The 25,566-nt window shown below is 72.9% G+C and carries 16 protein-coding genes and 1 tRNA gene; 11 read left to right on the top strand and 6 right to left on the bottom strand.

What is annotated here, in order from left to right; translation table 11 throughout:
• Positions 1-24: 24 nt before the first annotated feature.
• Both AB0O91_RS31150 and AB0O91_RS31145 read right to left on the bottom strand, forming a co-directional pair.
• Positions 25-1,572 carry a mucoidy inhibitor MuiA family protein gene (locus AB0O91_RS31150; RefSeq protein ID WP_363440158.1) on the bottom strand — a complete coding sequence of 516 codons (1,548 nt, stop codon included), beginning with the start codon at positions 1,570-1,572 and terminating at the stop codon, positions 25-27.
• Between the two features lie 2 nt (positions 1,573-1,574).
• The gene (locus AB0O91_RS31145) at positions 1,575-3,944 is read right to left on the bottom strand and encodes a mucoidy inhibitor MuiA family protein (protein WP_363440156.1); all 2,370 of its coding nucleotides are present in this window, start codon (positions 3,942-3,944) and stop codon (positions 1,575-1,577) included.
• Between the two features lie 459 nt (positions 3,945-4,403).
• Between AB0O91_RS31145 and AB0O91_RS31140 the strand changes: the two genes are divergently transcribed.
• From AB0O91_RS31140 to der, 5 genes are all read left to right on the top strand, one after another.
• Positions 4,404-5,489, top strand: coding sequence for a prephenate dehydrogenase (locus tag AB0O91_RS31140; protein ID WP_363440153.1), 1,086 nt, complete (start codon positions 4,404-4,406; stop codon positions 5,487-5,489).
• 54 nt (positions 5,490-5,543) lie between these two features.
• Positions 5,544-6,854 carry a DUF4419 domain-containing protein gene (locus AB0O91_RS31135; protein ID WP_363440150.1) on the top strand — a complete coding sequence of 437 codons (1,311 nt, stop codon included), beginning with the start codon at positions 5,544-5,546 and terminating at the stop codon, positions 6,852-6,854.
• Positions 6,851-7,009, top strand: a complete 159-nt coding sequence (locus AB0O91_RS31130; RefSeq protein WP_363440147.1) for a hypothetical protein — start codon at positions 6,851-6,853, stop codon at positions 7,007-7,009. Before AB0O91_RS31135 ends, AB0O91_RS31130 begins: the two co-directional genes overlap by 4 nt.
• Before the next feature lie 83 nt (positions 7,010-7,092).
• Positions 7,093-7,806 carry a (d)CMP kinase gene (gene cmk / locus AB0O91_RS31125; RefSeq protein WP_363440144.1) on the top strand — a complete coding sequence of 238 codons (714 nt, stop codon included), beginning with the start codon at positions 7,093-7,095 and terminating at the stop codon, positions 7,804-7,806.
• Between the two features lie 227 nt (positions 7,807-8,033).
• Positions 8,034-9,488, top strand: coding sequence for a ribosome biogenesis GTPase Der (der, locus tag AB0O91_RS31120; RefSeq protein ID WP_363440142.1), 1,455 nt, complete (start codon positions 8,034-8,036; stop codon positions 9,486-9,488).
• A 181-nt stretch (positions 9,489-9,669) separates the two neighbouring features.
• On the opposite strand, the gene AB0O91_RS31115 is transcribed toward der, so the two are convergent.
• The gene (locus tag AB0O91_RS31115; RefSeq protein WP_363440203.1) at positions 9,670-10,353 is read right to left on the bottom strand and encodes a hypothetical protein; all 684 of its coding nucleotides are present in this window, start codon (positions 10,351-10,353) and stop codon (positions 9,670-9,672) included.
• Positions 10,354-10,741: 388 nt separating this feature from the next.
• Entirely contained in the window at positions 10,742-11,593 is an 852-nt protein-coding gene (locus AB0O91_RS31110) for a hypothetical protein (RefSeq protein ID WP_363440140.1), read from the bottom strand.
• 592 nt (positions 11,594-12,185) lie between these two features.
• Here AB0O91_RS31110 and AB0O91_RS31105 point away from each other — a divergent pair.
• The 6 genes from AB0O91_RS31105 (at position 12,186) to AB0O91_RS31080 (ending at position 17,802) form a co-directional block, all read left to right on the top strand.
• Positions 12,186-12,983, top strand: coding sequence for a transglycosylase family protein (locus AB0O91_RS31105; protein WP_363440137.1), 798 nt, complete (start codon positions 12,186-12,188; stop codon positions 12,981-12,983).
• Positions 12,984-13,282: 299 nt separating this feature from the next.
• On the top strand, positions 13,283-13,930 hold the full coding sequence (locus AB0O91_RS31100; protein WP_363440194.1) for an alpha-ketoglutarate-dependent dioxygenase AlkB: 648 nt from the start codon (positions 13,283-13,285) through the stop codon (positions 13,928-13,930).
• A 250-nt stretch (positions 13,931-14,180) separates the two neighbouring features.
• Complete coding sequence (locus AB0O91_RS31095; protein WP_363440134.1) at positions 14,181-15,041, top strand: acyl-CoA thioesterase II; 861 nt, start codon at positions 14,181-14,183, stop codon at positions 15,039-15,041.
• 275 nt (positions 15,042-15,316) lie between these two features.
• Positions 15,317-16,132 (top strand): DUF1684 domain-containing protein, encoded by an 816-nt coding sequence (locus AB0O91_RS31090; protein ID WP_363440131.1) that lies wholly within the window; start codon positions 15,317-15,319, stop codon positions 16,130-16,132.
• Positions 16,133-16,334: 202 nt separating this feature from the next.
• Complete coding sequence (locus tag AB0O91_RS31085) at positions 16,335-17,579, top strand: MFS transporter (protein ID WP_363440192.1); 1,245 nt, start codon at positions 16,335-16,337, stop codon at positions 17,577-17,579.
• A gap of 146 nt (positions 17,580-17,725) precedes the next feature.
• Positions 17,726-17,802: transfer RNA gene (locus AB0O91_RS31080), tRNA-Pro, on the top strand.
• Between the two features lie 636 nt (positions 17,803-18,438).
• Here AB0O91_RS31080 and AB0O91_RS31075 read toward each other — a convergent pair.
• Both AB0O91_RS31075 and AB0O91_RS31070 read right to left on the bottom strand, forming a co-directional pair.
• Complete coding sequence (locus AB0O91_RS31075; protein WP_363440128.1) at positions 18,439-18,960, bottom strand: hypothetical protein; 522 nt, start codon at positions 18,958-18,960, stop codon at positions 18,439-18,441.
• Positions 18,957-25,565 carry an RHS repeat-associated core domain-containing protein gene (locus AB0O91_RS31070; protein ID WP_363440125.1) on the bottom strand — a complete coding sequence of 2,203 codons (6,609 nt, stop codon included), beginning with the start codon at positions 25,563-25,565 and terminating at the stop codon, positions 18,957-18,959. Before AB0O91_RS31070 ends, AB0O91_RS31075 begins: the two co-directional genes overlap by 4 nt.
• Position 25,566 lies beyond the last annotated feature (1 nt).

Genomic DNA, 25,566 nt, shown 5'->3' with positions numbered 1-25,566 from the left:
GCGGTCGGCAGGAGCCCTCCGGCGTCACAGCCCGGCCACCTTGGCGGAGGCGGCGACCTCGTACACCAGGGTGAGGCTGCGCCGGGCGCCCGGGCCGAGCGGGACGTCCCAGCGGACGATGCCCTCGGCGTCGAAGGAGTCCGGCGCCGGGGAGCACTGCTCCTTGCGCAGCCGCACCTCGACCGCCGCCACCTCGGAGACCGGCACCCGTTCGCGCACCGTGACCAGCTGCTCGTCGTGCTCCTCCGGGCCGGAGAAGCGGGACAGGTGCAGCCGGACGGTGCGGGTGGTGGTCCGGCGGCCGCTCAGCGCGGCGGTGCTCCGCTGCTCCTCGGCCTCGCGGACCACCCGGTAGTCGTCCGTGCTGCCGAAGGACAGCTCGGCGTCGGCGCCCGCCGCGGTGAACCGCAGCTCGCCGCGGCCGGTGAACCCGCTGCCGCGGACCAGCTCGACCGGGCCGGCCAGCAGCGGGTGCCCGGCCGCGTTGCGGAACCTGACCACCTGGGTGACCAGCGGGGACAGCTCGGGGGCGCAGGCGTACTCGCTGCTCGCCGGGCCGGTGAAGGCGCCCAGCGGGATCCGGTGCGCCCGGCCGTCGGAGGGCACGGTGGCCGGGGCGGGGGCGGGCAGCACCCGTACCTCGCCGCCGTCGTCCAGACCGGGGACGGCGGCGTCCGGGCCGAGCGTGGCGACCTCCTCCTCGCGCAGCTCGACCTCGACCGTGCGGCGCTCCTCGTCGGTGCGCTCGCGCAGGGTCAGGAGGTCCGCGGTGAGCGCCGGCGGGTCGGTGGCGAGGGCGGAACGGGCGGTGGAGAAGGTCAGCCGGGCGCCGGTCCAGTCCTCGCCGGTGCGCTGCCAGACCACCGCCTCGGACTCCAGGCGCAGCCCGCCGGCGTCCAGGGTGGCGCGGTAGGAGGGGCGCCACAGGGCGCAGGGCACCAGGTGGTGGACGGTCAGCCCGGTCGGGCCGGGCCGCTCGGCCTCGACGGTGAGCTCCAGGTGGGCGAGCAGCTCGGCGGGCTCCTCCTCGGCCCGGTCCAGGGCCAGCAGGGCCTGGGAGCGCTCCTGGTCCAGGCGGCGCAGCCGGGAGTGGACGGCGCGCAGCTCCTCGCCGTAGCGCTCGCGCTCGGCGTCCACCCGGTCCAGCTCGCGGGCCCAGCGGGTGCGCTCGATCTCGCCGACGCCGGCGCCCTCGCCGACCTCGCGGAGCAGGTCCGCGGAGAGCTGGGCGAGCAGGGCGAGACGGGCCTCCAGCCGGGCCCGGGTCTGGTCCGTGAGGCGGTACTCGGCCTCCAGCCCGTGCAGCCGGTGGCGTAGGGCGGAGTCCTCCGGGCCGGGCGGCAGCGGGGCGCGCGGGGTCCAGGTGCGCACCAGCCGGGCCTCCAGCACCCGGCTGCCGGGGGCGGTGGTCTCGGCGCGCAGGGTGCGGTCGACGGCCAGCGCGGTGAGCGGCCCCAGCCGCAGCCGCTGGACGCCTCCGGCGAGCTCGACGGTCACCGCGCGCTCCACCTGGGCGCGGTCCTCCAGGCAGGTGACGGCGGTGACGGGGAGGGGGACGGTCGGTTCGGTCACTGTCAGTTCCTCCGGTTTCCGCCGACGATGGCCTTTCCGGCCGGGATCTTGATCTGGTAGCCGCCGTCCAGCTCGGCCCGGCCGCCCGGCGGCAGTTCGACCCGCCAGAGCCGGGTGCCGGCCGGGAACTCCGGGTGGCCGGGGCCCCCGGGGGGCGCCGGGTGGTCCGGGCCGGGGCCGGGGGCGGTCGGGGTGTGCCAGTCGGCCTGCTCCTCGATCCGGATCTCGGCGTCGGAGGCGACCGGCACGCGCTCGCGGACCTCGACCGTGACGGCGCGGCCGAGGCGGTTCGCCAACCGGACGTGCACCCGGTGGTCGAGCACGGTGCTGTTGCCCTTCAGCATGCCGGTGGCGGACTCCCGCAGCTCGGTGCGGCGCGCCACCTCGACGCTCTCGCTGACGCCGACGCCCAGGCTCCTGGTGCCGCCCGGGGCGAGCGTCGGCAGGGCCGCGGTGAGCAGGAACTCGTCGTCCACGGTGACCTCGACCGGGCCGGCCAGCACGGCGCGGTCGGTGCGGTTGGCGAGCACCAGGGTCGCGTACACCTTCTCCTCGACGGCGGGGACGGTGACGTACTCGGGGCTGGCGGCGAGCGGGATCGCGTCCACCGTGACGGTGTGCCAGGTGCCGTCGGAGGGGATGTCGGCCCGGGCGGCGGCGTCGAAGCGGTGGTCGAAGGAACCGGCCGACTCGCGGGGCGGGACGGCGTGGCGGGGGAGGGCGAGCGCCGCCAGGCGGACGCTGCCGGGGCCGCCGGGGCCGCCGGGCTGGAACCGCTCCAGCTCGGCGCGCTCGATCCGCTCGATCCGCTCGGGGCTGGGGCGCAGGGTGCCGCGGTGCCCGGCGGGGGCGTCGGGGCCGGCCAGCCGGAGGTCGGGGTAGTCGAGCAGGACGGCCTCGGGGGTGGTGGCGGTCGGGGCCGGTGGCGGGGGCGGGGTCGCGCTGCGGAGCCGGGCCCGGTGGGACTCCTCGGGCGGGAAGGCGCCGAAGGCCTGGGGCATCGGCGGGCCGCCGGGGCCCTGGGGCATCGGGGCGGCTGCGGCGACCGGCACCGGGGCGGGTGCGGGGGCGCCGGGTGCGGGCGCGGCGCCGTAGCCGGCGAAGCCGGGTGGCGGGGGTGCGGGGGACGGGTGCCGGGGGCTCGGCTCGGGGACGTTCAGCGAGCCGCCGGCACCGTACGGGCCGCTGGATGAGTCGGCGTACGGGCCGTCGTAGGAGCCGGCGTACGAGTCGGTGGAGGAGTCGGCGTACGAGTCGGAGGGCGGGGTCTCGTCCAGGAGGAACGCGGGGCGGGCGCTGCGGGCCGGGGCCGCGAGGCGGTGGGCGTGCCGGGGGGCGACGGCGGCGGACACCGGGACCGGAGCGTCGCGGCGGGGGACGGGGCGGTCGACCGCGGCGGTGTCGTAACCGGTGAAGAGGTCGGCCAGGCCGGCCGGGGGTTCGCGCCAGCCGGAGGGCGGCGGGGCGGGCTGGCTGCGGCCGATCCGCAGCGAGGCGAGTCTGGGCAGGTCGGTGCGGCGGTCGAGGTCGGCGGTGGACAGGGCGAGCCGGACGCCCGTCCAGTCCTCGCCGGTGTGCTGGGCTACGGCGGCGCGCAGGACCAGGTGCGCGGTGTCGTCGCCGGTGCGGTGGCTGAGGCGGTAGGTGGGCACCCAGCGGGCGGCGGGGACGCCGTACTCCAGCTCCAGCTCGATCCGTTCGGGCTGCTCCTGGCGCCCGCCCGCGGTGCTCAGGGTGAGCAGGACGGTGTCGGCGGTCCCGACCGGGTCGGTCCGCTCGGCGGTGGACGCCCGGTCCAGCCGGTCGGCGGCCAACTGGCGCTCGTGGTCGGCGAGTTCGATCTCACGGGTGAGCTGCTCGGCCCGCTCCTGGAGTCGGGACAGCCGCTCGTCGACGAAGTCGGCCAGCTCCAGCCAGGCCTCGGCCGGGGTGCGGCGCAGCGGTTCGTCGCGGCGGCGCTGCGGCGGGACGGCGCGCAGGGCGGCGGTCTCGGTGATCGCGGTCCGGACCAGCCGGTGGCGTTCGTTCAGGGCGCTCTGGCGCTCCATGGCCTCATCCAACTCGCGCCGGAGCTGCGGGAGTTCGTCGGGCTCGCGGAGTTCGGCGAGGGTTTCCAGCCGGGCCTCGACGACCGCGGCCCCGGCCGGGCCGGCCAGCACCCGGGCGCGCAGCGAGTCCGGGTGCAGGGAATCGGGCAGGCCGGTCAGCCGCAGCCGTCCGCCGGGCGGGAGGGGGACGGTGGCCCGGCGTCGGCACACCGCGCCCTCGGCGTACACCACGACGGAGTCCAGGACCGACGGGTGGGCGGGTACGGCCGGCGGTTTCGACGGCCCGGTCTGACCGCGGTGCTGGTCGTCCAGCTGATCGTCCATGCGCATCCCCTTCGTTCGCGTCCGGTGCGCCGCGGCTCGCCCCGCCGTCCGCCCGGGCGGCCAGTCTGCCCCGCCCTGGGTCGGGCGTCGCCGGATTTCCCGGCGCACGGCGTGTGGACCACGGCCGTTGTACGGCCCGTGCACCGGTGGGGACGAGGGCCGGGGGCGCCGCGGTTGCCGTCGGGGCACGGGAGGCCGACGGGGCCCGGCGGGCTTGCCGGGGCCGGTCAGGCTTGCCGGGACCGGACGGGCTCGCCGGGGCTGGTCGGGCTTGCCGGGGTCGGGGGTTTCCGGCGGTCGTCGGGTGGGAGGATGGGCACGGGTGCTCCCGGTCGAACCGGTCGCTCCCGGTCGACCCGGTACCCGTCGCGACACCGGCACCTGTTGAGAACCGCCCTGTTGAGCACCGCCCGTGCGAACCGCCCCGTCGAGAACCGTGATCGAGGAGAGCCACCCGTCATGCGCACTGCCGTTGTCGTCGGCACCGGACTGATCGGCACCTCCGCCGCCCTGGCCCTGACCGCCCGCGGGCTGACCGTCCACCTGGAGGACGCCGACCCGGACGCCGCCCGCACCGCCGAGTCGCTCGGCGCCGGCATCACCGAACCGGCCGAGGGCCCGGTCGACCTGGCGATCATCGCCGTCCCGCCGGCCCTGGTCGGCAAGGTGCTCGCGGACTGCCAGCGCCGCAACCTGGCGCACTGGTACACCGACGTGGCCAGCGTGAAGTCCGGTCCGGGCGGCGAGATCGCCGCGCTCGGCCTGGACACCGTTCACTACATCGGTAGTCACCCGATGGCGGGCCGTGAGCGCTCCGGTCCGCTGGCCGCCCGCGCCGACCTGTTCGAGGGCCGCCCCTGGGTGCTCACCCCGACCGCCGACACCGACACCGACACGCTCAACGCCGCGCTGGAGCTGGTCGCGCTGTGCGGGGCGGTGCCGATCGTGATGGACGCGGACGCGCACGACCGGGCCGTGGCCCTGGTCTCGCACGCCCCGCAGCTGGTCTCCTCGCTGGTCGCCGCCCGCCTGGAGCACGCCGACGAGACCGCCATAAGGCTCTCCGGCCAGGGCGTGCGCGACGTGACCCGGATCGCCGCCTCCAACCCCGGGATGTGGGTCGACATCCTGTCCGCCAACGCGGGCGCGGTCGCCGACGTCCTGGCCGAGGTCGCCAACGACCTCGACGACACCGTCACCGCGCTGCGCGCCATGGCCGCGGCGGGGGAGGGCGAGCGCCGCTCCGGCGCCGAGGGCATCGAAGCGGTGATGCGGCGCGGCAACACCGGCCAGGCCCGGATCCCCGGCAAGCACGGCGCCCCGCCGACCCGCTACGAGACCGTCGCGGTGGTGCTCGGCGACCAGCCGGGCGAGCTGGGCCGGCTGTTCGGGGAGGTCGGCGAGGCCGGGGTCAACATCGAGGACGTCCTGATCGAGCACTCGGACGGGCAGCAGGTCGGCTTCGTCCAGCTGTCGGTGGCGCCGACGGCCGTCAAGCGGCTCGCGGCGGCGCTGCGCACGGGCGGGTGGAGCGTCCGGGACTGACACCGGCCGGGCGGGTGCCGGAGGGGAGCGGGCGGGGCCGGAGGGGGAGTGGGCGTGATCATCGAGTTGCCGCTGGGGGAGACCCGGCACGGGGTCGTCGGCCGACCGGTCGACCTCGGGAACGAGCGGTTCCTGCGGGCGGTGGTGGGCGGGGAGTTCCGGATCCGTCACCGCAGTGTGACGGCGATGGTCGAGCGGCCCCGGCCGCGGCCGGCGCCGCTCGACCACCGGGGGGCCGCGGAGTCCTTCGGCTTCGGCGAGTCCGTCGGCTTCGGCGGGCCTGTCGGGCCTGTCGGGCCCGCCTGCTTCGCCGAGTGTGTTGAGCCCGTTGAGTCCGTTGAGTCCGTTGAACCCTTTGAACCCTCTGAACCCGTTGGACCCGTCGAGCCCGAGCCGACCTGCAGCCTGCTGCTGCGCGCCGCCCACGCGGCCTTCGCCGAGCACGTGCCGCTGAGCCTGTCGCCGGACGTGTTCTGGTACGCGGTGGTGCACGAGGTCGCGGTGCACGTCCGGATGTACCCGCCGCGTTACCGGGCGCTGCTCGGCGCGGGCGGCCGGGGGCGGACGCTCGTCGTGCGGGACGACTCGCTGGCGGGGGCTGGGGGCGCTGAGGGCGCTGAGGGGGCAGGAGCCGCGGGAGCGGGAGCGGCGGACGGCTCGCCGGTGGGTGGGGAGGCCGACTGGGCGCGGTCGGTGCGGCTGGTCCGGGAGCCGCTCGCGGCGGCGCTGGGCGCGGAGCTGGTCGAGCTGTTCCAGCCGTCGTTCTCGACCACCACACCGGACGACGTCTCCACGGCGCTGGTGGCGCTGATGGACGTGGTCAGCCCGTACTTCGACTTCCGTTGGGAGACCCGCTGCGGCATCCCGCGGATCCGGCTGGAGGGCACCGCCGGGGACTGGGCGCTGCTGGCGGACCGGGTCGGCGGGCTGGCCGGGCGCTTCGACTGGCTGGCGCCGTGGTTCGCCGAACTGCGCCCGGTGCTGGCGGAGATCGCGGCGACGGCGGCCGGCGGTCCGGTGGACGACCGCTTCTGGCGCTCGCTGTACAAGTGGGAGTCGTTGTCCGGCGGCCCCCGGGTGACCGGCTGGCTCACCGCCCTCTTCGCCCACACCCAGACCCCGGACGGGCCCCGGCTGCGGCAGACCTTCGGCTGGCGGGAGGCCGCCGGGTCGGCCTACCACCGGGACGCCTTCGCGGTGAGCGACTTCCCCTCGCACCTGTCGACGGTGCCGTTCGTCTGGGACCACCTGGGCGTCGAGCGGTCGATGCTGTTCGTCGGCGGGGTGCTCGGGATCGAGTGGGACGGCGAGTACGTGCGGCCCCGGCTCGGGAACGCGGTGCTGGAGAACGGGGGCGGGCTGTGATCGTCGACGTCGAGGCTCGGGTCGAGGTCGAGGTCGAGGTCGAGGTCGCGGTCGCGGCTCAGGTCGAGGTCGAGGTCGAGGTCGAGGCCGGGCTCGGTGCCGGGGAAGGCGGGGCGCTGACCCGACCGGGGCGAGGTCCGGCGGCGGTCCATTAACCTTGAGGGAGACATCCCCGGCCGTCCGCCCGCGCAGGCGTCGGCTTCCATGCCTCAGCAGGCTCAAAGAGAGGTTCGCTCCCGTGGACACTGCCGACCGAGCGCACGCCCCGGTCGTCGTCGCCATCGACGGACCCTCCGGCTCCGGCAAGTCGACCGTCTCGCGGGCGGTCGCCGCCCGGCTGGGGCTGAGCTTCCTGGACACCGGTGCCATGTACCGGGCGATGACCTGGTGGATGCTGGCCAACGACGTCGACGTGCACGACCCGGAGGCGGTGGCCGTCGCGTGCGGCAAGCCCGTCATCGTGTCGGGTACGGACGCCGACGGTCCGACCATCACCGTGGACGGGCAGGACGTCTCCGGCCCGATCCGCGGCCCCGAGGTGACGGCGCAGGTCAGCGCCGTGTCCGCGGTGCCGATGGTGCGGACCCGACTGGTGGAGCTGCAGCGCGGCTGCGCCGAGGTCGCGGAGCGCGGCATCGTCGCCGAGGGCCGGGACATGGGGACCGTGGTGTTCCCGCGGGCCACCGTCAAGGTGTTCCTGACCGCCTCCGAGGCGGCCCGGGCCGAGCGCCGGGCGGCCGAGCTGCGGGCCAAGGGCGTCGACGAGGCGACCATCATCGCGATGGCTGCCGACCTCGCGCGCCGCGACGCCGCCGACTCCTCGCGGGAGACGGCGCCGCTGGCCCAGGCCGCGGACGCGGTGCTGGTGGACACCAGCGAGCTCACCCTGGAGCAGGTGATCGACCGGATCGCCGCCCTGGTGGAGGAGCGGGCCGGGCTGTCGTCGGTCTGACCTCTCCGGTCGGGCCTTTTCGGTAGGGCCTTTTCGGTCCGACTCCGGTCGGGCCGTGCGGGTCCGGCCTCCAGGTTGATCAGCCGGTTCCGGTCAGATCAGCCGACCATCGAATGAACCGCGGGCCGTCAAGGCGCCGCGGCGGAAACCATCGCGCTGCCCCAGCGGGGCAGGTACGCACGGCGCGCCCCTGGGAAGGGCCGGGCCGGGAAACGGAACAGACGAACATGACCGCAGAGCACTCCGCCTCCGGGCCCGGTGAGCTGGACGCCGCCGACTATGCCGAGTTCATGGCCCTCGCGGCCGAAGAGGGCTTCGACCTCGACGCCTTCGACGGCGAGGACGGCGCCGAGCACGTCCGACTGCCGGTGCTGGCCGTCGTCGGCCGCCCGAACGTCGGCAAGTCGACCCTGGTGAACCGCATCATCGGCCGCCGTGAGGCGGTCGTCGAGGACAAGCCGGGCGTCACCCGCGACCGGGTCACCTACGAGGCCAGCTGGAACGGCCGTCGCTTCAAGGTGGTCGACACCGGCGGCTGGGAGATCGACGTCCTCGGCATCGACGCCATGGTCGCCGCCCAGGCCGAGCTGGGCATCGAGCAGGCCGACGCGGTGCTGTTCGTGGTGGACGCCAAGGTCGGCGCCACCGACACCGACGAGGCCCTGATCAAGATCATCCGCCGGGCGGGCAAGCCGACCGTCCTGTGCGCCAACAAGGTCGACGGTCCGTCCACCGAGGCCGAGGCCGCCTACCTGTGGTCGCTGGGCCTGGGCGAGCCGTTCCCGGTCTCCGCACTGCACGGCCGTGGCTCCGGTGACCTGCTGGACGCCGTCATGGACGCGCTGCCCGAGGCCCCGCCGCAGACCTTCGGCGACGCCGCTCCCGGTGGCCCGCGCCGGATCGCGCTGATCGGCCGGCCCAACGTCGGCAAGTCCAGCCTGCTGAACAAGGTCGCCGGCGAGGAGCGGGTGGTCGTCAACGAGCTGGCCGGCACCACCCGTGACCCGGTCGACGAGATGATCGAACTCGGCGGCAAGACCTGGAAGTTCGTGGACACCGCCGGTATCCGTCGCCGGGTCCACCTGACCGCCGGCGCCGACTTCTACGCCTCGCTGCGCACCTCCGCCGCCCTGGAGAAGGCCGAGGTCGCGGTCGTCCTGATCGACGCCAGCGAGACCCTCGCCGAGCAGGACACCCGGATCATCTCGATGGCCGTCGAGGCCGGGCGCGCCGTCGTCGTCGCCTACAACAAGTGGGACCAGCTCGACGAGGAGCGCCGGTACTACCTGGAGCGCGAGATCGAGCGCGACCTCGTCCAGGTGCAGTGGGCCCCGCGCGTCAACGTCTCGGCCAAGACCGGCCGGCACATGGAGAAGCTCGTCCCGGCGATCGAGACCGCGCTGGAGGGCTGGGAGACCCGCATCCCGACCGCGCGCCTGAACGCCTTCCTCGGTGAACTGGTCGCCGCGCACCCGCACCCGATCCGGGGCGGCAAGCAGCCGCGCGTCCTGTTCGGCACCCAGGCGGGCACCCGGCCGCCGCGCTTCGTGCTGTTCGCCTCGGGCTTCCTGGAGGCGGGCTACCGGCGCTTCATCGAGCGTCGGCTGCGCGAGGAGTTCGGCTTCGTGGGGACGCCGATCTCGATCTCGGTGCGGGTCCGGGAGAAGCGGAAGAGGAAGTAACGGCTGCAACTACAGCTGTAGCTGCAGTTGTCGTTGTCGTTGCAGGTGTCCGAGGCGGTACGCGACTGCGCGATCTCCCGCCTGCGGGTTCGAGGGCTCCGTCACCGGTGGTGGCGGGGCCCTCGGCCGTTGTCGGGATCGCGGGTGCGGGTGCGGACGTGGGTGTGGGCGCGGCGAGGACTCAGTGGCCGCCGGTGCGGCCCGGGGGGAGCGAGAGCATCTGGCGGTGGCGGCCGCCGGAGGGCGGCGGGGCGGCGGCGAGGCCGGTGACCGTGCCCAGGACGGGGGACGGGGCGGGCGGCGGGGGCGGTGCCGGCGCCGGGTGCGGGACGGCGCCGAGGTAACCGGCGGCCACCCAGCCCTGGCCGTTGGTGAACTGGGGGGAGGGGGCTGCGGCCTGGCCGTGGCCGTCGTTGCCGGGGGCGGCTTCGGGCTGGCTGCCGTGGTGCCCGCTGTGCCCGTTGTGCCCGCCGTGCCGACCGGGTCGGCCGTCGGTGAGGTGCCCGTTGTGCTGGTGTCCGCCGTATTGGTGGCCGGTGAGGTGACCGGCGTGCTGGGCGGCGTTGGCCGGGGAGTGCTCGGTGTGACCGGTGGGCGGGGAGTGCTGCGACTGCGTCGGCATGAACTGGGGCAGGCCGGACGGCTGGCCCGCGTAGGTGTGGAAGACCTGCTGCTGGGGCGGGTACTGGCGTTGCTCGCCGAGCAGCGGGTAGCCGTCGCGGATCGCGAAGCCGGTGAACAGCAGGTCCTCCTCGCCCGAGCGGTCACCGGGCAGGGCGCGGAACAGCCGTCGGTACTCCGAGTACAGCTCGTCGTAGATCGGGGTCGTCGAGTGCGGGTGCTCCGCGTCGTACGACGGGCGCATGCCCGGGATCGGGCGAGGGGCGGTGGCCGACCGTCCGGCGGGTGCGGAGACGTCGTAGCTGTACACGTAGGGGCCAACGAGTGAGAGGCGGCGGGGATGCGGGGCGCTCGGGGTACGGCCCCGGCGGGGCGGGTGGATCCGGGCCTCGGGGGTCTGGACCCCCGGAGCCCGGGACCGGGTCTGAGCGTTGGACCTGAGCGTCGGGTCTGAGGCTTGGGCCAGAGGGTCGGGTCTGAGGCTTGGACCTGAGCGTCGGGGCGGACGGCTGCCCGGCGGAGGCGGTCCGCCGGGCCGGGCCCGTCGGACGCGGTCACCGTCGGACGCGGTCACCGTCGGACGCGGTCACCGTCGGACGCGGTCACCGTCGGACGGGCCCGGGGGCGTCGGATCAGGTGCCGGCCAGCGGGAGGGAGGCGGCGACCACCTGGCCGAGCGCGACCGCCCGCTCCAGCGCCTGGCGCAGCAGGTCCTCGCGGGGCTGGCGGCCGACCATCCCGGCCGGGACGGCGTACATGGTCACCTCGGAGAGCTGGCTGGCGGCCATCCGCCAGGCGTCGGTGACCTGGAGCGGCTGGTGCGCCTGCCACCAGCCGGTGCTGCCGCCGGCCGCGGCGGGCTGCAGGATCGCGTGCAGCTTGCCCATCGCGACCAGGACCGACCAGCCGGGCAGTTGCTCGGGCGTCTCGTCGAGGTCGGCGACCGGCTGGAAGCCCGCGTCCTGGAGCAGGTCGAGGAACTCGTCCTCGCCGGAGGTGCTGCCGGGGCGGCCGACCGGCCCGGTGGGCTCGACCACCAGGGAGGCGTGGCCGACCTTGCCGTGCAGGACGAGCCCGCAGGTGATGCCGAGGATGGCGGCCTGTCCGGGGGCGGTCGGCTGCGCGGGTGAGTCGGAGGGGGAGGCCGGGGCCGGGAGGGTGAGGTTCGGGGCGGCGACGGGGGCGGTCGCGTCCAGGCCGGCGGGCTGGGTCTGGCTGATGCTGCGGACGGCGCCGACCAGTTGCTCCTCGGCGACCGGTACCACCTGGGACGGGATGCAGCGGGCGTGGGCGAAGGCCAGCACGGCCGTCTCGTCGCCGACGAACAGCACGGTGCTGGTGGGCTCCGCGTGGGTGTCGCCGGGGGTGCGGCAGGAGGTGCATTCGTAGCTGTCGGGGGCGCGGTCGCCGCCGAGCAGGCGGTCGGCCTCGTCGTCGCCGATCTCGGACCGGACCTCGTCGCTGACGTCGAGCATGCGCGGCACGGGGACTCCTCGGATGGGTGCGGGTGGGTCATGGGGGCGGACTAGGGGAGGTCGGCATGCCCAACGGGCCCTTGTGTCAGGCGTCACGGGTGGTCGACGAGGCTGACGGGAATTGCCCCGGATCCGACCGCGCCGCGTGTTCTCGTGGTCGCAATCTGTCGATGTCGGTGTCAGGACTGCCGGATTGAAACTGTGGGGTGGGTCACGCCGTCGCGATGTTTGATCTAGGAATCGATGGTCAAATCCGACATTTCGGGCATGAATATGTGGCCATTACCGGCGGTAACCCTTCGCTGAGCTGGGCAGACCCGTGGAGTTTTGGTTTCACCGCCTACCGGCTCGTAGCTTCTTTGGCGGCGCAACGAGCGCCACCCGGGCTCACCCCCGACGCACCGCCCACCGGCCCCGGCCGGGCGCGGCAGGTGCCCGCCGACACGATCGCTCGAACAGGTCGTCGGCGAGCGGCTGGGTGGCCGGGGCGGCAGCGGCACGTCCGACACGTGCACGGCCGTCCGACGGACGCGGCAAGCGAACGCGGCCCTCTCCAGGGCCTGGTTCCGCATGCCCGCCCGGGGCTGTCGAGAGGAACCTCATGACCTTCCGTAACGAGAACGCCGCTGCCACCACCACCGCCGCCACCAAGCGCAACCGCGTTCGGATGGCCGTCGTGGCGGGCGCCGCTGTCGCGGCCCTGCCGGTGGCCGGCCTCGTCACGGCCACCTCGGCCTCCGCCGCCCCGGTCTCCACCTGGGACGCCGTCGCCCAGTGCGAGAGCGGCGGCAACTGGGCCATCAACACCGGCAACGGTTTCTACGGCGGTCTGCAGTTCACCTCCAGCACCTGGGCCGCCTTCGGTGGCAACGCCTACGCCGCGCAGGCCCACCAGGCCACCAAGGCGCAGCAGATCGCCGTCGCCGAGAAGGTCCTCGCCTCGCAGGGCCCCGGTGCCTGGCCGGTCTGCTCCGTCAAGGCGGGCCTGACCAAGGGCGGCGCCCCGGCCGCCGTCGACACCTCGGCCGGCACCTCCGCCGCCAAGCCGGCGCAGACCCCCGCGCCGAAGACCGCCACCCCGAAGGCCGCTGCCGCGCCGAAGGCTGACGCCGCGCCGAAGACCGCTGCGCCCAAGGCTGCCGCGCCCAAGGCCGACGCCGCGAAGACCGACGCCGCGTCGAAGAAGGACGCCGCCAAGTCCTGGAACGGTGCCAAGTCCTGGACCGGCTCCAAGGACGCCAAGCCGGCCAAGGGCGACTACACCGTCAAGTCCGGTGACACCCTGAGTTCCATCGCCGCCGCGCAGGGCCTGGACTGGCACGACCTGTACAAGAACAACGCCAAGGTCATCGGTGGCAACCCCGACCTGATCCTCCCGGGCCAGATCCTCAGCATCTGAGACCCGGTGAGCTGACCCCTGGTCGCTCGGATCGTCACGGCCGCTCCTCCGCCACGCGGGGGAGCGGCCGTCGGCGTTCCCGGCGCGTCGGGGCCGGCTGACGGACCGGCTCTCCGGCCCGGCCGGCCGGTCCGTCGGCGGGGGCGACCGGTTCGTTGGCAGGGCCGACCGGTCCGTCGGCAGGGCCGGTGCGGGAGGATGGTGGGGTGATCCAGGGTGAGCTGTTCGACGACCTGGGCGGGGGGCCGACCCGGGGCCGGAGCAGTGGTTCGGGCAAGGGCCCGGTCGGCCGCGCCCGGGTGCGGACCGAGCCGGCCCCCGGCGCCGTCCTGCTGCCCGGCTGGCTGGACCGGGCCGCGCAACTGCGCCTGGTCGCCGCCTGTCGGGAGTGGGCGGTGCCACCGGCCGGACTGCACAGCGTGCGGATGCCCACCGGCGGGCTGATGTCGGTGCGGATGGTGAGCCTCGGCTGGCACTGGTACCCGTACGGCTACGCGCGGGTCGCCGAGGACGGCGCGCCCGTCAAGCCGTTCCCGGCCCTGCTCGGGGAGCTGGCCCGGCGGGCGGTGGCGGACGCCTACGGCGAGCACGTCGACGGGATCGCGGGCGCGACCGCCTACGAGCCGGACACCGCGATCGTCAACCACTACCCGCACGGCGCGAAGATGGGCCTGCACCAGGACCGCGACGAGCGCGTGGACGCGCCGGTGGTCTCGCTGTCGCTGGGGGACGGCTGCGTCTTCCGGCTCGGGAACACCGAGACCAGGACGCGGCCGTGGACCGACCTGGAACTGCACAGCGGTGACCTCCTGGTGTTCGGCGGCCCGGCCCGGTTCGCGTACCACGGGGTGGTGCGGACGCTTCCGGGGACGGCCGATCCGGCGCTCGGGCTGGGGTTGACGGGGCGGCTCAACATCACGGTGCGGCAGTCGGGACTGGGGGCGTAGCGGGCGGCTGCCGTCCGTGGTGAGCGGTCTACCCGGACACTTTGCCGCCTGTCCATTCGTTTTCGGGTTTCGCTTACTCGTTCGAGTGAATCGGTGGCGGACGGCCGGTGAGCGGGAATGTCCCGGGCCGCCGGAGAATTCGAGTGAGCTGGAGAGCCGGACCGGAAGCAACGGAATCAACGGAACCGGCGGAGCGAACGGAACCAGCGGAACCAGCGGAACCAGCGGAACCAGGAGAGGGAGCGCGCCCATGGGTACCCCCGTCGACGACCTCGTCGATCTGCTCGACCTGGAGCAGATCGAACTGAACATCTTCCGTGGGCGCAGCCCCGAGGAGGCGCTGCAGCGCACCTTCGGCGGGCAGGTCGCCGGCCAGGCGCTGGTCGCGGCGGGGCGCACGGTCGAGGGCGAGCGCCCCGTCCACTCGCTGCACGCGTACTTCCTGCGCCCCGGGGTCCCCGGTGTGCCGATCGTCTACCAGGTCGACCGGATCCGCGACGGCCGCTCCTTCACCACCCGCCGGGTGCTCGCCATCCAGGGCGGCCGTTCGATCTTCTCGCTCACCGCCGACTTCCACAGACCGGAGGAGGGCAGCATCGAGCACCAGTACCCGATGCCGGCGGTCCCGGCGCCCGAGGAACTGCCCAGCGCGCTGGACGAGGTCGGCTCCCGGCTCGGCGAGCTGCCCCCGTTCATCACCCGCCGCCAGCCCTTCGACATCCGCTACGTCGAGCGCCTGCGCTGGCACAAGGACGAGCTGGTCGACGTCGAGGCGCGCAGCGGCGTGTGGCTGCGCACCAACGGCCCGCTGCCGGACGACCCGCTGATCCACGTCTGCGCCCTCACCTACGCCAGCGACATGACGCTGCTGGACGCCGTCCGCGCCCCCGTCGAGCCGCTGTGGGGCCCCCGGCACTTCGACATGGCCTCGCTCGACCACGCGATGTGGTTCCACCAGCCGTTCCGGGCCGACGAGTGGCTGCTCTACCAGCAGGAGTCGCCGATCGCCCACGGCGCGCGCGGCCTGGCCCGCGGGCAGATCTACGACCGGAACGGGCAACTGGTGGTGTCGGTGGTGCAGGAGGGCCTGTTCCGGCCGCTGAAGGGCTGACCGCGGCGTCCCGGGCCGTTCCGGGTCGTTCCGGGCCATTCCGGGTCGTTCCGGGTCGTTCCGGGTCGGGCGCCGGCCGGTCAGGGGCTGTCGGGGGCTGTCCCCGGCACGGCCCGGTGCCGCGTGTTGCCGCCGCATTGCAGTCTCCTTACGGCTCCGGCGGCGTGCGGGGGCCCGGGAATGATCCGCACCGGCGGGCGGTGTTGTGCAGGATGACCGATACGGACGGCCCGAACGGCGGGCCGTCCGCGGGACCGGACCGGGAGGGTTGACCGATGACGGCGACGGCCGCGGAGGACTGGAAGCACTGGAGTGACGGGCGGGCGGCGTCGGTGAGCGCGCCGCACGGCCAGCTGGCACTCACCGGCACGCACTGGCTGGGGCCCGAGCCGGCCGAGGTCCCGGGCCTGCCCGGGCTCTGGTGGGCCGACGCCGAGGGCGTCCGGGTGCGCGCCGCGGCGGCCGACGGCATCACCGTCGACGGCGCCGGGGGCACTGGGGGTACTGGGGGCGCCGACGGCCTGGTGGACGGCGAGGTGCTGCTGCGCCCGGACACCGATCCGGCCGCCGACACCGCCGCCCTGGGCGAGGTGCTGCTCGTCCCGATCGAGCGGGAGGGCGAGCTCGCCCTGCGGGTCTTCGACCCGGCCTCGCCCGGCCGGACCGGCTTCGCCGGCATCTCGGCGTACCCCTACGCGCCCGAATGGGCCGTCCCCGCGGTCTACACCCCCTTCGAGGAGGAGGGGCAGTCCGTCGTCGTACCGAACGCGGACGGCAAGGACCGGCCGCTGGCGGTCACCGGGCGGATCGAGTTCACGGTGGCCGGCGAACACCGCACCCTGACCGTCGGCCGCTCCGGGGCCCACCTCACCGGCGTCATCGCCGACGCCACCAGCGGGGTCGACACCTACCGCTTCCGCTTCATCACCCTGCCCGCGCCGGACGCGGAGGGCCGGACGGTCCTCGACCTCAACCGGGCCTACCTGCCGCCCTGCGCCTTCGCGGACCACTTCATCTGCCCGTTCCCGCCGCCGGGCAACCGGCTGGACTTCGCGGTGGAGGCGGGGGAGAAGCAGGTGCTCACCCGGTAGCGGACCGCAGGGCGCCCCCCCCCGCAGGGCACACGCCGCAGGGCGCCCCCGCCGTGGGGTGCGGCGGGGGTCGAGGCGACCATGGAGGGTTGTGACCACCAACCAACCTCCTGATACCTCGACCGCCGCCGACCCCGCTGCGCCCGGCGCGTCGGCGGCGCCCGCCGGTTCTGCCCTTCCTGTCGCCGGGGCACCGGAGGAGATATCCGGCCTCCCCTGGTACCGACGGGCCTTCGCCGACCTCAGCCCCCTGCGTGAGCACCCCGACTACCGCCGGGTCTGGTCGGGGCAGGCGGTGTCCTCCGTCGGCCAGCAGATGACCGCGGTCGCCGTCTCCGTCCAGGTCTACGACCTCACCGGCTCCGCCTTCGCGACCGGCCTGGTGGGCCTCTTCTCCCTCGTCCCGCTGGTCGCCTTCGGCCTGTACGGCGGCGCCATCGCGGACACCGTCGACCGTCGCAAGCTGGGCCTGGTCGGCTCGGCCGGCCTGGCCGTCGTCTCCGCCCTGCTCGCCGCCCAGGCCCTCGCCGGATTCGACCAGGTGGCCGTGCTCTACGCCGCCGTCGCCGTCCAGGCCGGATTCTTCGCCCTCAGCTCGCCCGCCCGCTCGGCGATGATCCCCCGGCTGGTCCCCGCCCACCGGCTCCCGGCGGCGAACGCCCTGAACACCATCAGCATGAACCTCGGCCTCACCGTCGGGCCGATGCTCGGCGGCGTCCTGATCGGCGCCTTCGGCGCCCAGTCCGCCTACCTCGTCGACACCGTCGCCTTCACCGGCACCCTCTACGCCATGTGGCGCCTGCCCGCCATGCGGCCGGAGGGCGACCGCAAGGGCCGCGCCTCCGTCCTCGACGGCCTGCGCTTCCTGCGCGACCAGCCCAACCTGCGCACCAGCTTCCTCGCCGACCTGGCCGCGATGATCTTCGGCATGCCCCGCGCCCTCTTCCCCGCGATCGCCGTCACCTTCTACGCCGGCGACGCCCGCACCGTCGGCCTGCTGGTCTCCGCCCCGGCCGTCGGCGCCCTGATCGGCGCACTCTTCTCCGGCTGGGTCGGCCGGGTCCACCGCCAGGGCGTCGCGATCCTGGCGGCCGTCTCCGCCTGGGGCCTCGCCATCGCCGCCTTCGGCGCCCTCCACAACCTCTGGCTCGGCCTCCTGCTGCTCGCGGTGGCCGGCTGCGCGGACACCGTCAGCATGATCTTCCGCAACACGATGATGCAGGTCGCCGCCCCCGACGAGATGCGCGGCCGCCTCCAGGGCATCTTCATCGTCGTGGTGGCCGGCGGCCCCCGCCTCGGCGACTTCGAGTCCGGCGCCGTCGCCGCCCTCAGCAACCCCGCCACCTCCGTCATCACCGGCGGGCTCGCCTGCGTCGCCTGCGTCCTCCTCCTCGCCGCCCGCCGCCCCGCCTTCCTCACCTACGACGCCCGCCACCCGACCCCCTGATCCCACCCGCCACCCGACCCCCGAAACCTGGCAGCGAGCACCCCCCGACGTGCTGTATTGTTTTCCACGTCGCCGGGACACCGGAGACAAGGTCGAGAAGCCCACCGGCAGAGCCCCCCAGGCCCCGCCGCACGGCGCCGAGACCACGGGACGTGGCGCAGCTTGGTAGCGCACTTGACTGGGGGTCAAGGGGTCGCAGGTTCAAATCCTGTCGTCCCGACCAGCGTTTTCGCAGGTCGGAGGCCGTTTTCACTGGAAAGTGGAGACGGCCTTTTTTGCTGTGGTGGTCACAGTGTGGTCGTGAACGCTCGTGCACATCCACGTCGTGGGGGCGCACTTGGGGGCGTGGAGCGTTCCAGTGCACCAGTATTGAGGCTTGTGCCCGTTTCCTTGATGTAGCTGTGTGTCATCGGTAGCTGGTCGTGTCTGCCGTCGGCGCCAAAGCGGCTATGGCTTCCGGGTTTTGGGCATGCTTGTGGCGCCGGTGGCGGGTCATGCGCTTGGGCGGACTTCGGTTGTCGGTCGGTGGTCCCGACAGCTCTCGGGCGGCGGTCGTGTGCCGGTTCTGCTGCGGCTGCCTGGCTGAACAGTGGGTTCACCGAGGCAGTGTCGTGGGTGGGGGTTTGCGTGCCGTCGAGGGCGCGGGCTTCGACGAGGTGGCGCAGGTCGTGGATGGTGGAGAACGTGGCGAGGCTGCCGTGCCGGCGGAGGCTCCAGGAAGCGGACGGTCGGCCCGGGATGCTCGGCGGTCGTCGGCGGTGACACCCAGGAACACGTCGACGGGCCGGTCCTGACACCACAGCGGCCGCGCCCGCCGCGAAGAGCGGCAGACGCGGCCGGTCTTGGCCTCAAGGGGGCGCTATGGCTTGCCCGCCAGGACGTACACCGTGAACGGGCCGGGACCCGTGTAGTCCACGACGATCGTGTGGCTCGGGCTCTTCATGTCCTCCTCCTTGGCTGGGGCCATGATGCCCTTCAGCGTGTGGGTGGGATCGATCGACCAGCCGGTGAGCTTGAGATCGGCGTCGGTGAACTCCTGGACACCGGGGTTCAGGTCGGACTCCTTGAGTCCGAGACCGGTGAGGAACGCATCGAGGCCCTCCTGCCCGGTCTTGAACGTCGTCCAGAGATCTCCGCCACCGCCGACCTTGTAGAACCCGTAGCTGACGTCGGTCGCGCCCGGCGGCACGGTCACGCCGTACGCCCGCCGTTGTTCGGCGCTGGGCAGCCCGAGAACCGTCGCGTCGGATGCATCGGACGACGCCGTTGTGGACGCGCCGCCGGCGGACGTGCTGCCGACCGTCGCGCTGCCGCAGGCCGCGACCGCCAAGAGCGAGGCTCCCACCAGGCAAGCGCGTATCAACTTCACCGGAGTTGTCATCCAGGCACTCCTCGCATAGTCGCCGAACCGAACACATCGAAGTCCTGAGCCAGCCCAACGGTGTTGAGGTGGGCGATCTCCGGCTGGGTCACCTTGATGTGGAGCTTGTGCAGGAGATCCCGACCCTCACTGGGGGTACCCCAGTCGTAGCGCTTGCGGATCTCCAGTTTGTATTCTGGCCCACCGTCCTTCCGGTTCACGCCGGAGACCCTCCACTGGAAGTTGTTCAGGGCGTAGAACCATCCGATGCTCGAGTCCCCGTCCTTCTCGTTGGCACGGCTCCTCTGCCAGCCCGAGTCGAATGTCTCCTTCCCGGCGGCGTCACCGGTCAGGTACTTCTTGACGTCGTTCTTGAAGGCCGGGATCTCGTTCATCATGCTGTCGGGGTGGAGCTCGAAAGGTGTTCCACTCGCGTCCAGGTAGTGGGCCAGCAGCTTGGCCGCCACGTAGAACGTGTTGGAGCCTTTGAGCCCCTCGAAGTTCAACCCCGCGACGACCTCGCCCATGAGGATCTTCACCTTCCGGTCATGCGGACCGGGTGCGTGCTTCTTGAACACCCTGTCCTCGGTGTCCGAATAGTCGTCACCGCTCTCCGCGATGAGATTCCTCATCTGGATCCGGTACTTCAGGGCTGTCAGCTGACTCGGGGTCGGGCGGTTGTCCTCCCAGCTGCTCCCATCCGGGCAGACGGTCGGGCCGGTGTTCCCGGGGCCGCCGCAGTTCTTCGCGGCGTTCTCCCGGTCCACCCGTTCCTTCAGCTCCAGGGCTCGGACGTCCGGGTCGTACAGCCCGGACGGGTCCGCCCTGTTGACCGGGTTGTTGTGGCTGTACGCGTAGCTGTTCCACTGCTGCGGATCGTTCGCCGCCAGCAGCGGGTCGGGGCTGAGGAAGCGGCCGGTGCTGGGCTGGTACTGGCGGGCGCCCAGGTTGGTGAAGCCGGTGGCGTCGTCCTTGAGGCCTCCGACGAATCCCTTGTCGCCGGCCCACGAGTTGGCGGTGCCGGAGCCGCGGAGGGCGCCGAAGGGGTCGGTCCAGCGGCGGTTCTCGCCGGTGGTGGCGGAGTCGATGGACAGGGTGCCGGTGTTGTGATGGTCGGTGAACTGGAAGGTGAGCTTGGTCGGGCCCTGGCGGACCAGGGCCACCCCGCCGGGAAGGGTGTAGTAGCGGCTTCCCGAGCTGGACTTGGCGTTCGTGTCGTAGACCAGTTCGTCGTCGCCCAGGTTGACGGTGACGCTGCCGGGGTTGCGGCGGACCAACTGGTTGCCGTCGGCGTCGTAGACGTAGCTGGTGGTCGCGCTGCCCTGCTTCATCGTGGCGAGCTTGCCCTCGATGTCCCAGGTCATCTCCGCGCCGTTCGCTGCGTCCACCGCGTTCCAGGTCTTGGAGTCCCACTTCGGGCTCCAGCCCGGCCCGTAGACCATGAACTTGCCGTCGTCCTGGACGACCGCGAAGAACTTGCTGTTCGGGCCGACCCACGACTGGGAGGACCACAGCGGCACCCGCTGCGGGTCGTAGACGACGAAGTTGCCGTCGTCCTGCATCGTCGCCCACGCACCCGGGTGGTTGGCGGTGTTGGTCGACCAGGTGATCAGACCGGTCCGCAGCGAGGTCAGCACCAGGTTGCCGTCCGGCTGCATCGTGAGCTGGGTGCTGTTGGAACGCACCGACTCACCGGAGTTGAGCACGAAGCCCGCACCCATGGCTTTGTTGGCACCCGGGTTGGAGATCTTCGTGGTGTTCCCGGCCGCATCGTACTGGTAGCCGCCCGGTGTGCTCCCGTTGTCGGGGAAGGTGGAGGTCACGGTCGTCGGCCCGTGCGGGCCGCCGGTGCCACCGCCCGTGCCGGTCGCGGTGGTTGATGTGTTGCGGGTGCCGGCGGCCGGGAAGGTCTGGTCGATCGTCAGGTCCTTCGACTGGTCGCCGGTCGGGTTGTGCATGACCAGCTTGGTGCGGTTGCCGACCGCGTCGTAGCTGTACTCCTGCCAGTACGGCGCGCTGCCGCCCACCGTCGTCTTCGCCGGAGCCACCGCACCACTGCTGGGAGTGGCGTTCGCGCACGCTCCCTGCCCGGCCACCGACGGGGTCGGCTGGTTCAGCTGTCCCGTGTCCGACCAGGCGGACGTGAGGCGCCCGAGGTAGTCGTACGTGAAACACTGCAGGTCTGTCGAGGCGGGGGTGTTGTTCGGGATCGTCCGGATCGCCGTGATCCGACCCGCCGGGTTGTACGCGTAGGTGGTGTTCTGGACGCTGCCCGTCGTCGCCGTCTGCTTGTCGACGTACTGGGTGAGCAGGCGCCCGGTCGGCTCGTCGTAGGTGTTGGTGGCGACGATCTGGGTGCCCCACGGATTCATCGTCGTACGGATGTTGCGCCCGTACGCGTCCCAGTCGGCCTGCCGCAGGTAGGTGTAGCCGGCGCCGCTCAGGTCGTTGAGCAGGCCGTACTTGTCGTAGTTGTAGGTGATCCACTCCTGGGCGAGGTCGCCGGCCGCAGCACGGCTCTCGGCGGTGATCGCTCCGGTGATCGGGTCGTAGTCGGCCGCGTAGTCGAAGGTCACCTGTCCGGTCTTGCCGATGTCGCTGCCGGGAATGGAGACGGTGGTCTTCGTCGGACGGTAAGCGGTGTCGAGCTCGGTGACGGTCCTGCTGTAGGCCGAACCGCCCGCCCCGCCGACATACCGGGTGGAGCCGGAGGTCTGGCCCTTGGCGACCGTGTCGTAGGTGAACCCGGTCAGCTGGTTCGCCGGGGCTACCGTGCCGCTGAAGGTGCCGGTCCGGCGTCCCAGCAGGTCGTAGGTGGTGGCGATGGTGAGGCCGCGGGCGTCCGTCGTGGTGGCGACTCGGCCCGCCGCGTCATAGGTGCGGGTCGACACACCGGTCTCCGGGTCGTCGGCCTTCACCTGGCGTCCGCGCTGGTCGTAGCCGTAGCTCCAGGTGTTGCCCGCTGCGTCCACCCGGGTCGCCGTCTGGCCGCCGGGCAGGTAGGTGTAGCTGCTGACGTCGGCGTCGGCCGGGTTGCCGGTCGCCGTCGGCGTCCGGTACTGCCACAGCTGGGCGGTGCGGCCGCGGGCGTCAGTGACGGTACTGGTTGCTGTCGCACCGGTCGGCGGCGTCACATCGACGCGGTCCGCACCGGGGTACGCGGTGGTGGTCGCGGTCTGAACCTTGCCCAGTGCCACGAACTGCGTGCTCACAGCCCGCCCCAGGCCGTCGAACTGGACGACGCTCGCGTTCGGTACCTTCGCGCCGTCCGGGATCCACCGGGTGGTGTTCGGGGCGTTCGTGTCGTCGTAGTAGGTGTTGTACTTGCGGTTGACCCGGCCCTGGGAGTCGTAGAACGTGTCTGTGATCATCCTGCCGTGGTAGGCGGGGGTCGCCGGGTCGCTCTGGGTCTGCACGACCCGGCCGAGGCCGTCCACGATCTGGACGGACGTGGCGTAGGCGTTGCCGCCGGACCGCAGTGACCTGCTGGTGACGGTGGTCGGCGCCTTGGTGCCGTTCATCGCGTAGTCGTACGTGAAGTTCGCCCCCGTTGTGGCGTCCCGCCCCGGCGTCCAGACCGCCGTGAGCCGGCCCAGTCCGTCGTACGCCTGGATGACCGTGCGCCCGTTGGGGTCGGTGGTCGTGAGCGGCAGGCCACGGGCCGGGTTGAGAGTGACGGTCGCCGTGCGGGTGGTGCCCGCGTCCGGTGCTCCGGCCGGGGCCGGAGCACCGGTGACCAGCTTGTTCGGCAGGTCGCCCGCGTTGGTCGAGCTGTACGCGGCCGTGCTGACCGCTCCGTTCGGGTTGGCGCCGTCGGTGACCGTCGGGTCGGTGGTCGAGGTGACCCGGCCGTACGCGTCGTAGCCGGTGGTCGCCGTGGTGACGAACTGCGCCGCGCCGTTGGCGTCGTAGCGGTCCAGCACCTGGCTGCCGGTCACGTCGGCCTTGGCGCCGGCCGTGCCGAACGCCTGCCCGTCGTAGAGCGTGCGAGTGTCGGAGACGGTGTTCGCGGGCGAGGCGTTCACCGTGCAGGCGTTCGCGCCTGAGATCACGAGCACCTCGGACACCAGCCCGGTCACCGCCTTGTTCGCGGCGGTCGCGTAGCGGTACCGCGTGCACACGTCCGGCGTTCCGTCGGCGGTGCTCAGCGAGGTGGTGATCCGGTTGTTGCTGTCCGGGTCCGTCGTGGTCACCGACGAGGTGGTCCGGGCTCCCGTCGTGGTCGCGGTCGTGGTGGTCGTGGTGGTCGTGGTCGCCAGGTAGCCGGCCTCCAGGTTCGGCAGACCGGTGCGCGCGTGCGTGGCGGTCGGCTTCAGATCGGCGCTGCGTTGGTAGGAGTTGACGGTGTAGGAGAGCGGGGCCGCGGCCGACACCGAGGCGTCGGCGTAGCTGTCCGTCTCCAGGACCTGGCCGAGGAGCCACTCCTCGTCGGGCTTGTTGCCGCTCTTCGCCCCGGCAACGGACGCCGTCCGCGTCTTGCCGTCCGCCTTGTAGTCGCCGTTCATCCCCTGGTAGTAGCTGGTGCTCGACTTGGCCTGCGGTCCGTCCTTGCCGGACCCCTTCACCGTGGTGACGGATGCGTAGCCGCGGAACTGGTCCCAGGTCCGGTAGTCGGACTCGACCAGGGCGCTGTCGTTGCGGTGCCAGGCGGCCGGGCCGTACGTGTAGGTGGTCGTCGTCGCCACCGAACCGGTGACCAGCGCGGCATTGGGGTCCACGGTGACCGTGTCCACCGGGTAGCGGAGGAACCAGTCATTCACCGTGGACTTCAGGCTCGTGTCGTACCACTTCACGGCGAAGCAGCTCATGGTGTTGTTGTCCGCCGAGGCCGGCATCCGGCCGGCGGTCCTCGAGCAGGACTCCTTGGTGTACGACACCAGGATCGATCCGCCGGTCTCGGTCGTGATCGTCGCCAGGCGCGGACGGTTGTAGCGTGGCCGCGCCGGCACCAGCCCGTCGACCCGGTTCGGCAGCAGCAGCTCCCCGAACGTCACCTCCGGTACTTCCTGCGCCGACTGACCGTTCGTGGTGTCCTTGCCCGTGCGCTTCACCGACTGCAGCCACGCGATCGGGGCGTTGTCCGTCGCGTTCTGCGGCGTCTTGAAGGAATGGACGAGGTCGTACTGGTCCACCGGGCGGTACGAGCTGCCCGAACGCACCGATGTGGTCATGGTGTTCAGCCACTTCGTGGACCAGAACGTCGGACCGTAGTTGGTGCAGGCGCCGCTGTCCGCGCACTGCTTGTCCATCGGGACGTCCGGCCAGTTGGCCGCGTTCGCCGCCGTGCGCTTCGACGGGTCGCAGACGGCGTCCCCGGACAGGCAGCGCTCGCCGGAGGTGAAGTCGACCTTCACGGCGGGCTGGTACGAACCGCCGGCCGCGAGCTGGTCGGACAGCAACTGCCCGTAGCCGATCGAGGAGAGCACGCCACCGCGGGTGTAGGACGCGAGCTCGCCCTTGCCCCCGTTCTGTCCGCCGCCGCGTGTGTACGAGTTGGTCTCGGGCGTGTACGAGTAGGTGGTCAGGTTGCCGTGCGGGTCCACGACGTAGTCGAGGTTCCAGCGCCACGCCATCTGGCACCACGAGCCCTTGCCCTTGGCCGCGCCGTAGCACGGGTCGCCCGCGTTCGGCGAGTACACCGGGACCGTCCAGGTGGACTTGCTCTCCGGCCCGGTCCTGGACGGAGAACCGTTCACCGCCGGAATCTGGTTGAGGCCGAAGTAGTAGGCCGTGCCCGACGCCGTTTCGGTCACCTTCAGGTACGAGCCGTTCCACGTACCGTTGTTGGCACCGGTCAGGAACTCGACCTTGGTGCCGTCGTCCTGCTTCAGCCGCCAGGTGCACTTCGACTGCTCGTCGGAGGCGGTGCCGCCCACACAGGACTTGTCGTCGGGCACCAGCTCGCCCGAGTGACCACCCAGTGACAGCGTCAGATTCGGCCCTCCCCAACACTGGTCGCCCGAACCCGGGACGCCCGCCTTGTCGCAGACGCGGTAGCTGCGCTCGACGAAGCCGGCACTCAGGTCCCAACCGTCGCCGATCCAGGACGCCTGGGCGTTCGTGGACGCCGTCTTGCCGTCCACCGACGCGGAGTCGTAGCCGAGCGCCAACGAGGGAGCGGAGCCGCCCAGCGTCGGTGGGACCACGAGCGGGTAGCTGTACGTGAACGAGCCGGAGGAACTCCCCGCCGCCCACGCCTGACTGGGCGCGAGCGGGGTGGCGCTGTAGGTGCCGGTCCCGCTGTCGGGCGCGCCGTCCAGTGCCAGCAGCAGCCGCGGCGCCGCTGCGGGAGCGGCTGACCTGGTCACACCCGCCGCCTTCGCCTGCGGTTGTGTCGACTGCCCGGTGGCCGGCAGGTCGACGTCCGCGACCAGCCGCCCGGCCTGCTCGTCGTAGTGTGCGGCCACCGGCGTGCGCGTCCGGCAGCCGTCCACGTCCGGAGTGGTCAGCGCGCACTCGGGCAGCACCGCGAGCCGGGCGCGGTGCGCGAAGTCGCCACCGAAGCCCACCGAGGCCAGGTCGAGCCCGACCCGCACCTTCCCCGACTCCGCCGCGCCGTCGTCGCGCACCAGCGACACCAGCACGCCCGAGGCGCCGGCGTCGGCCGCTGCCTTTTCGTCCGCCACC

Source organism: Kitasatospora sp. NPDC089797, from assembly GCF_040684795.1.
Lineage (GTDB): Bacteria > Actinomycetota > Actinomycetes > Streptomycetales > Streptomycetaceae > Kitasatospora.
This window is presented reverse-complemented; position numbering and strand designations above follow the sequence as displayed.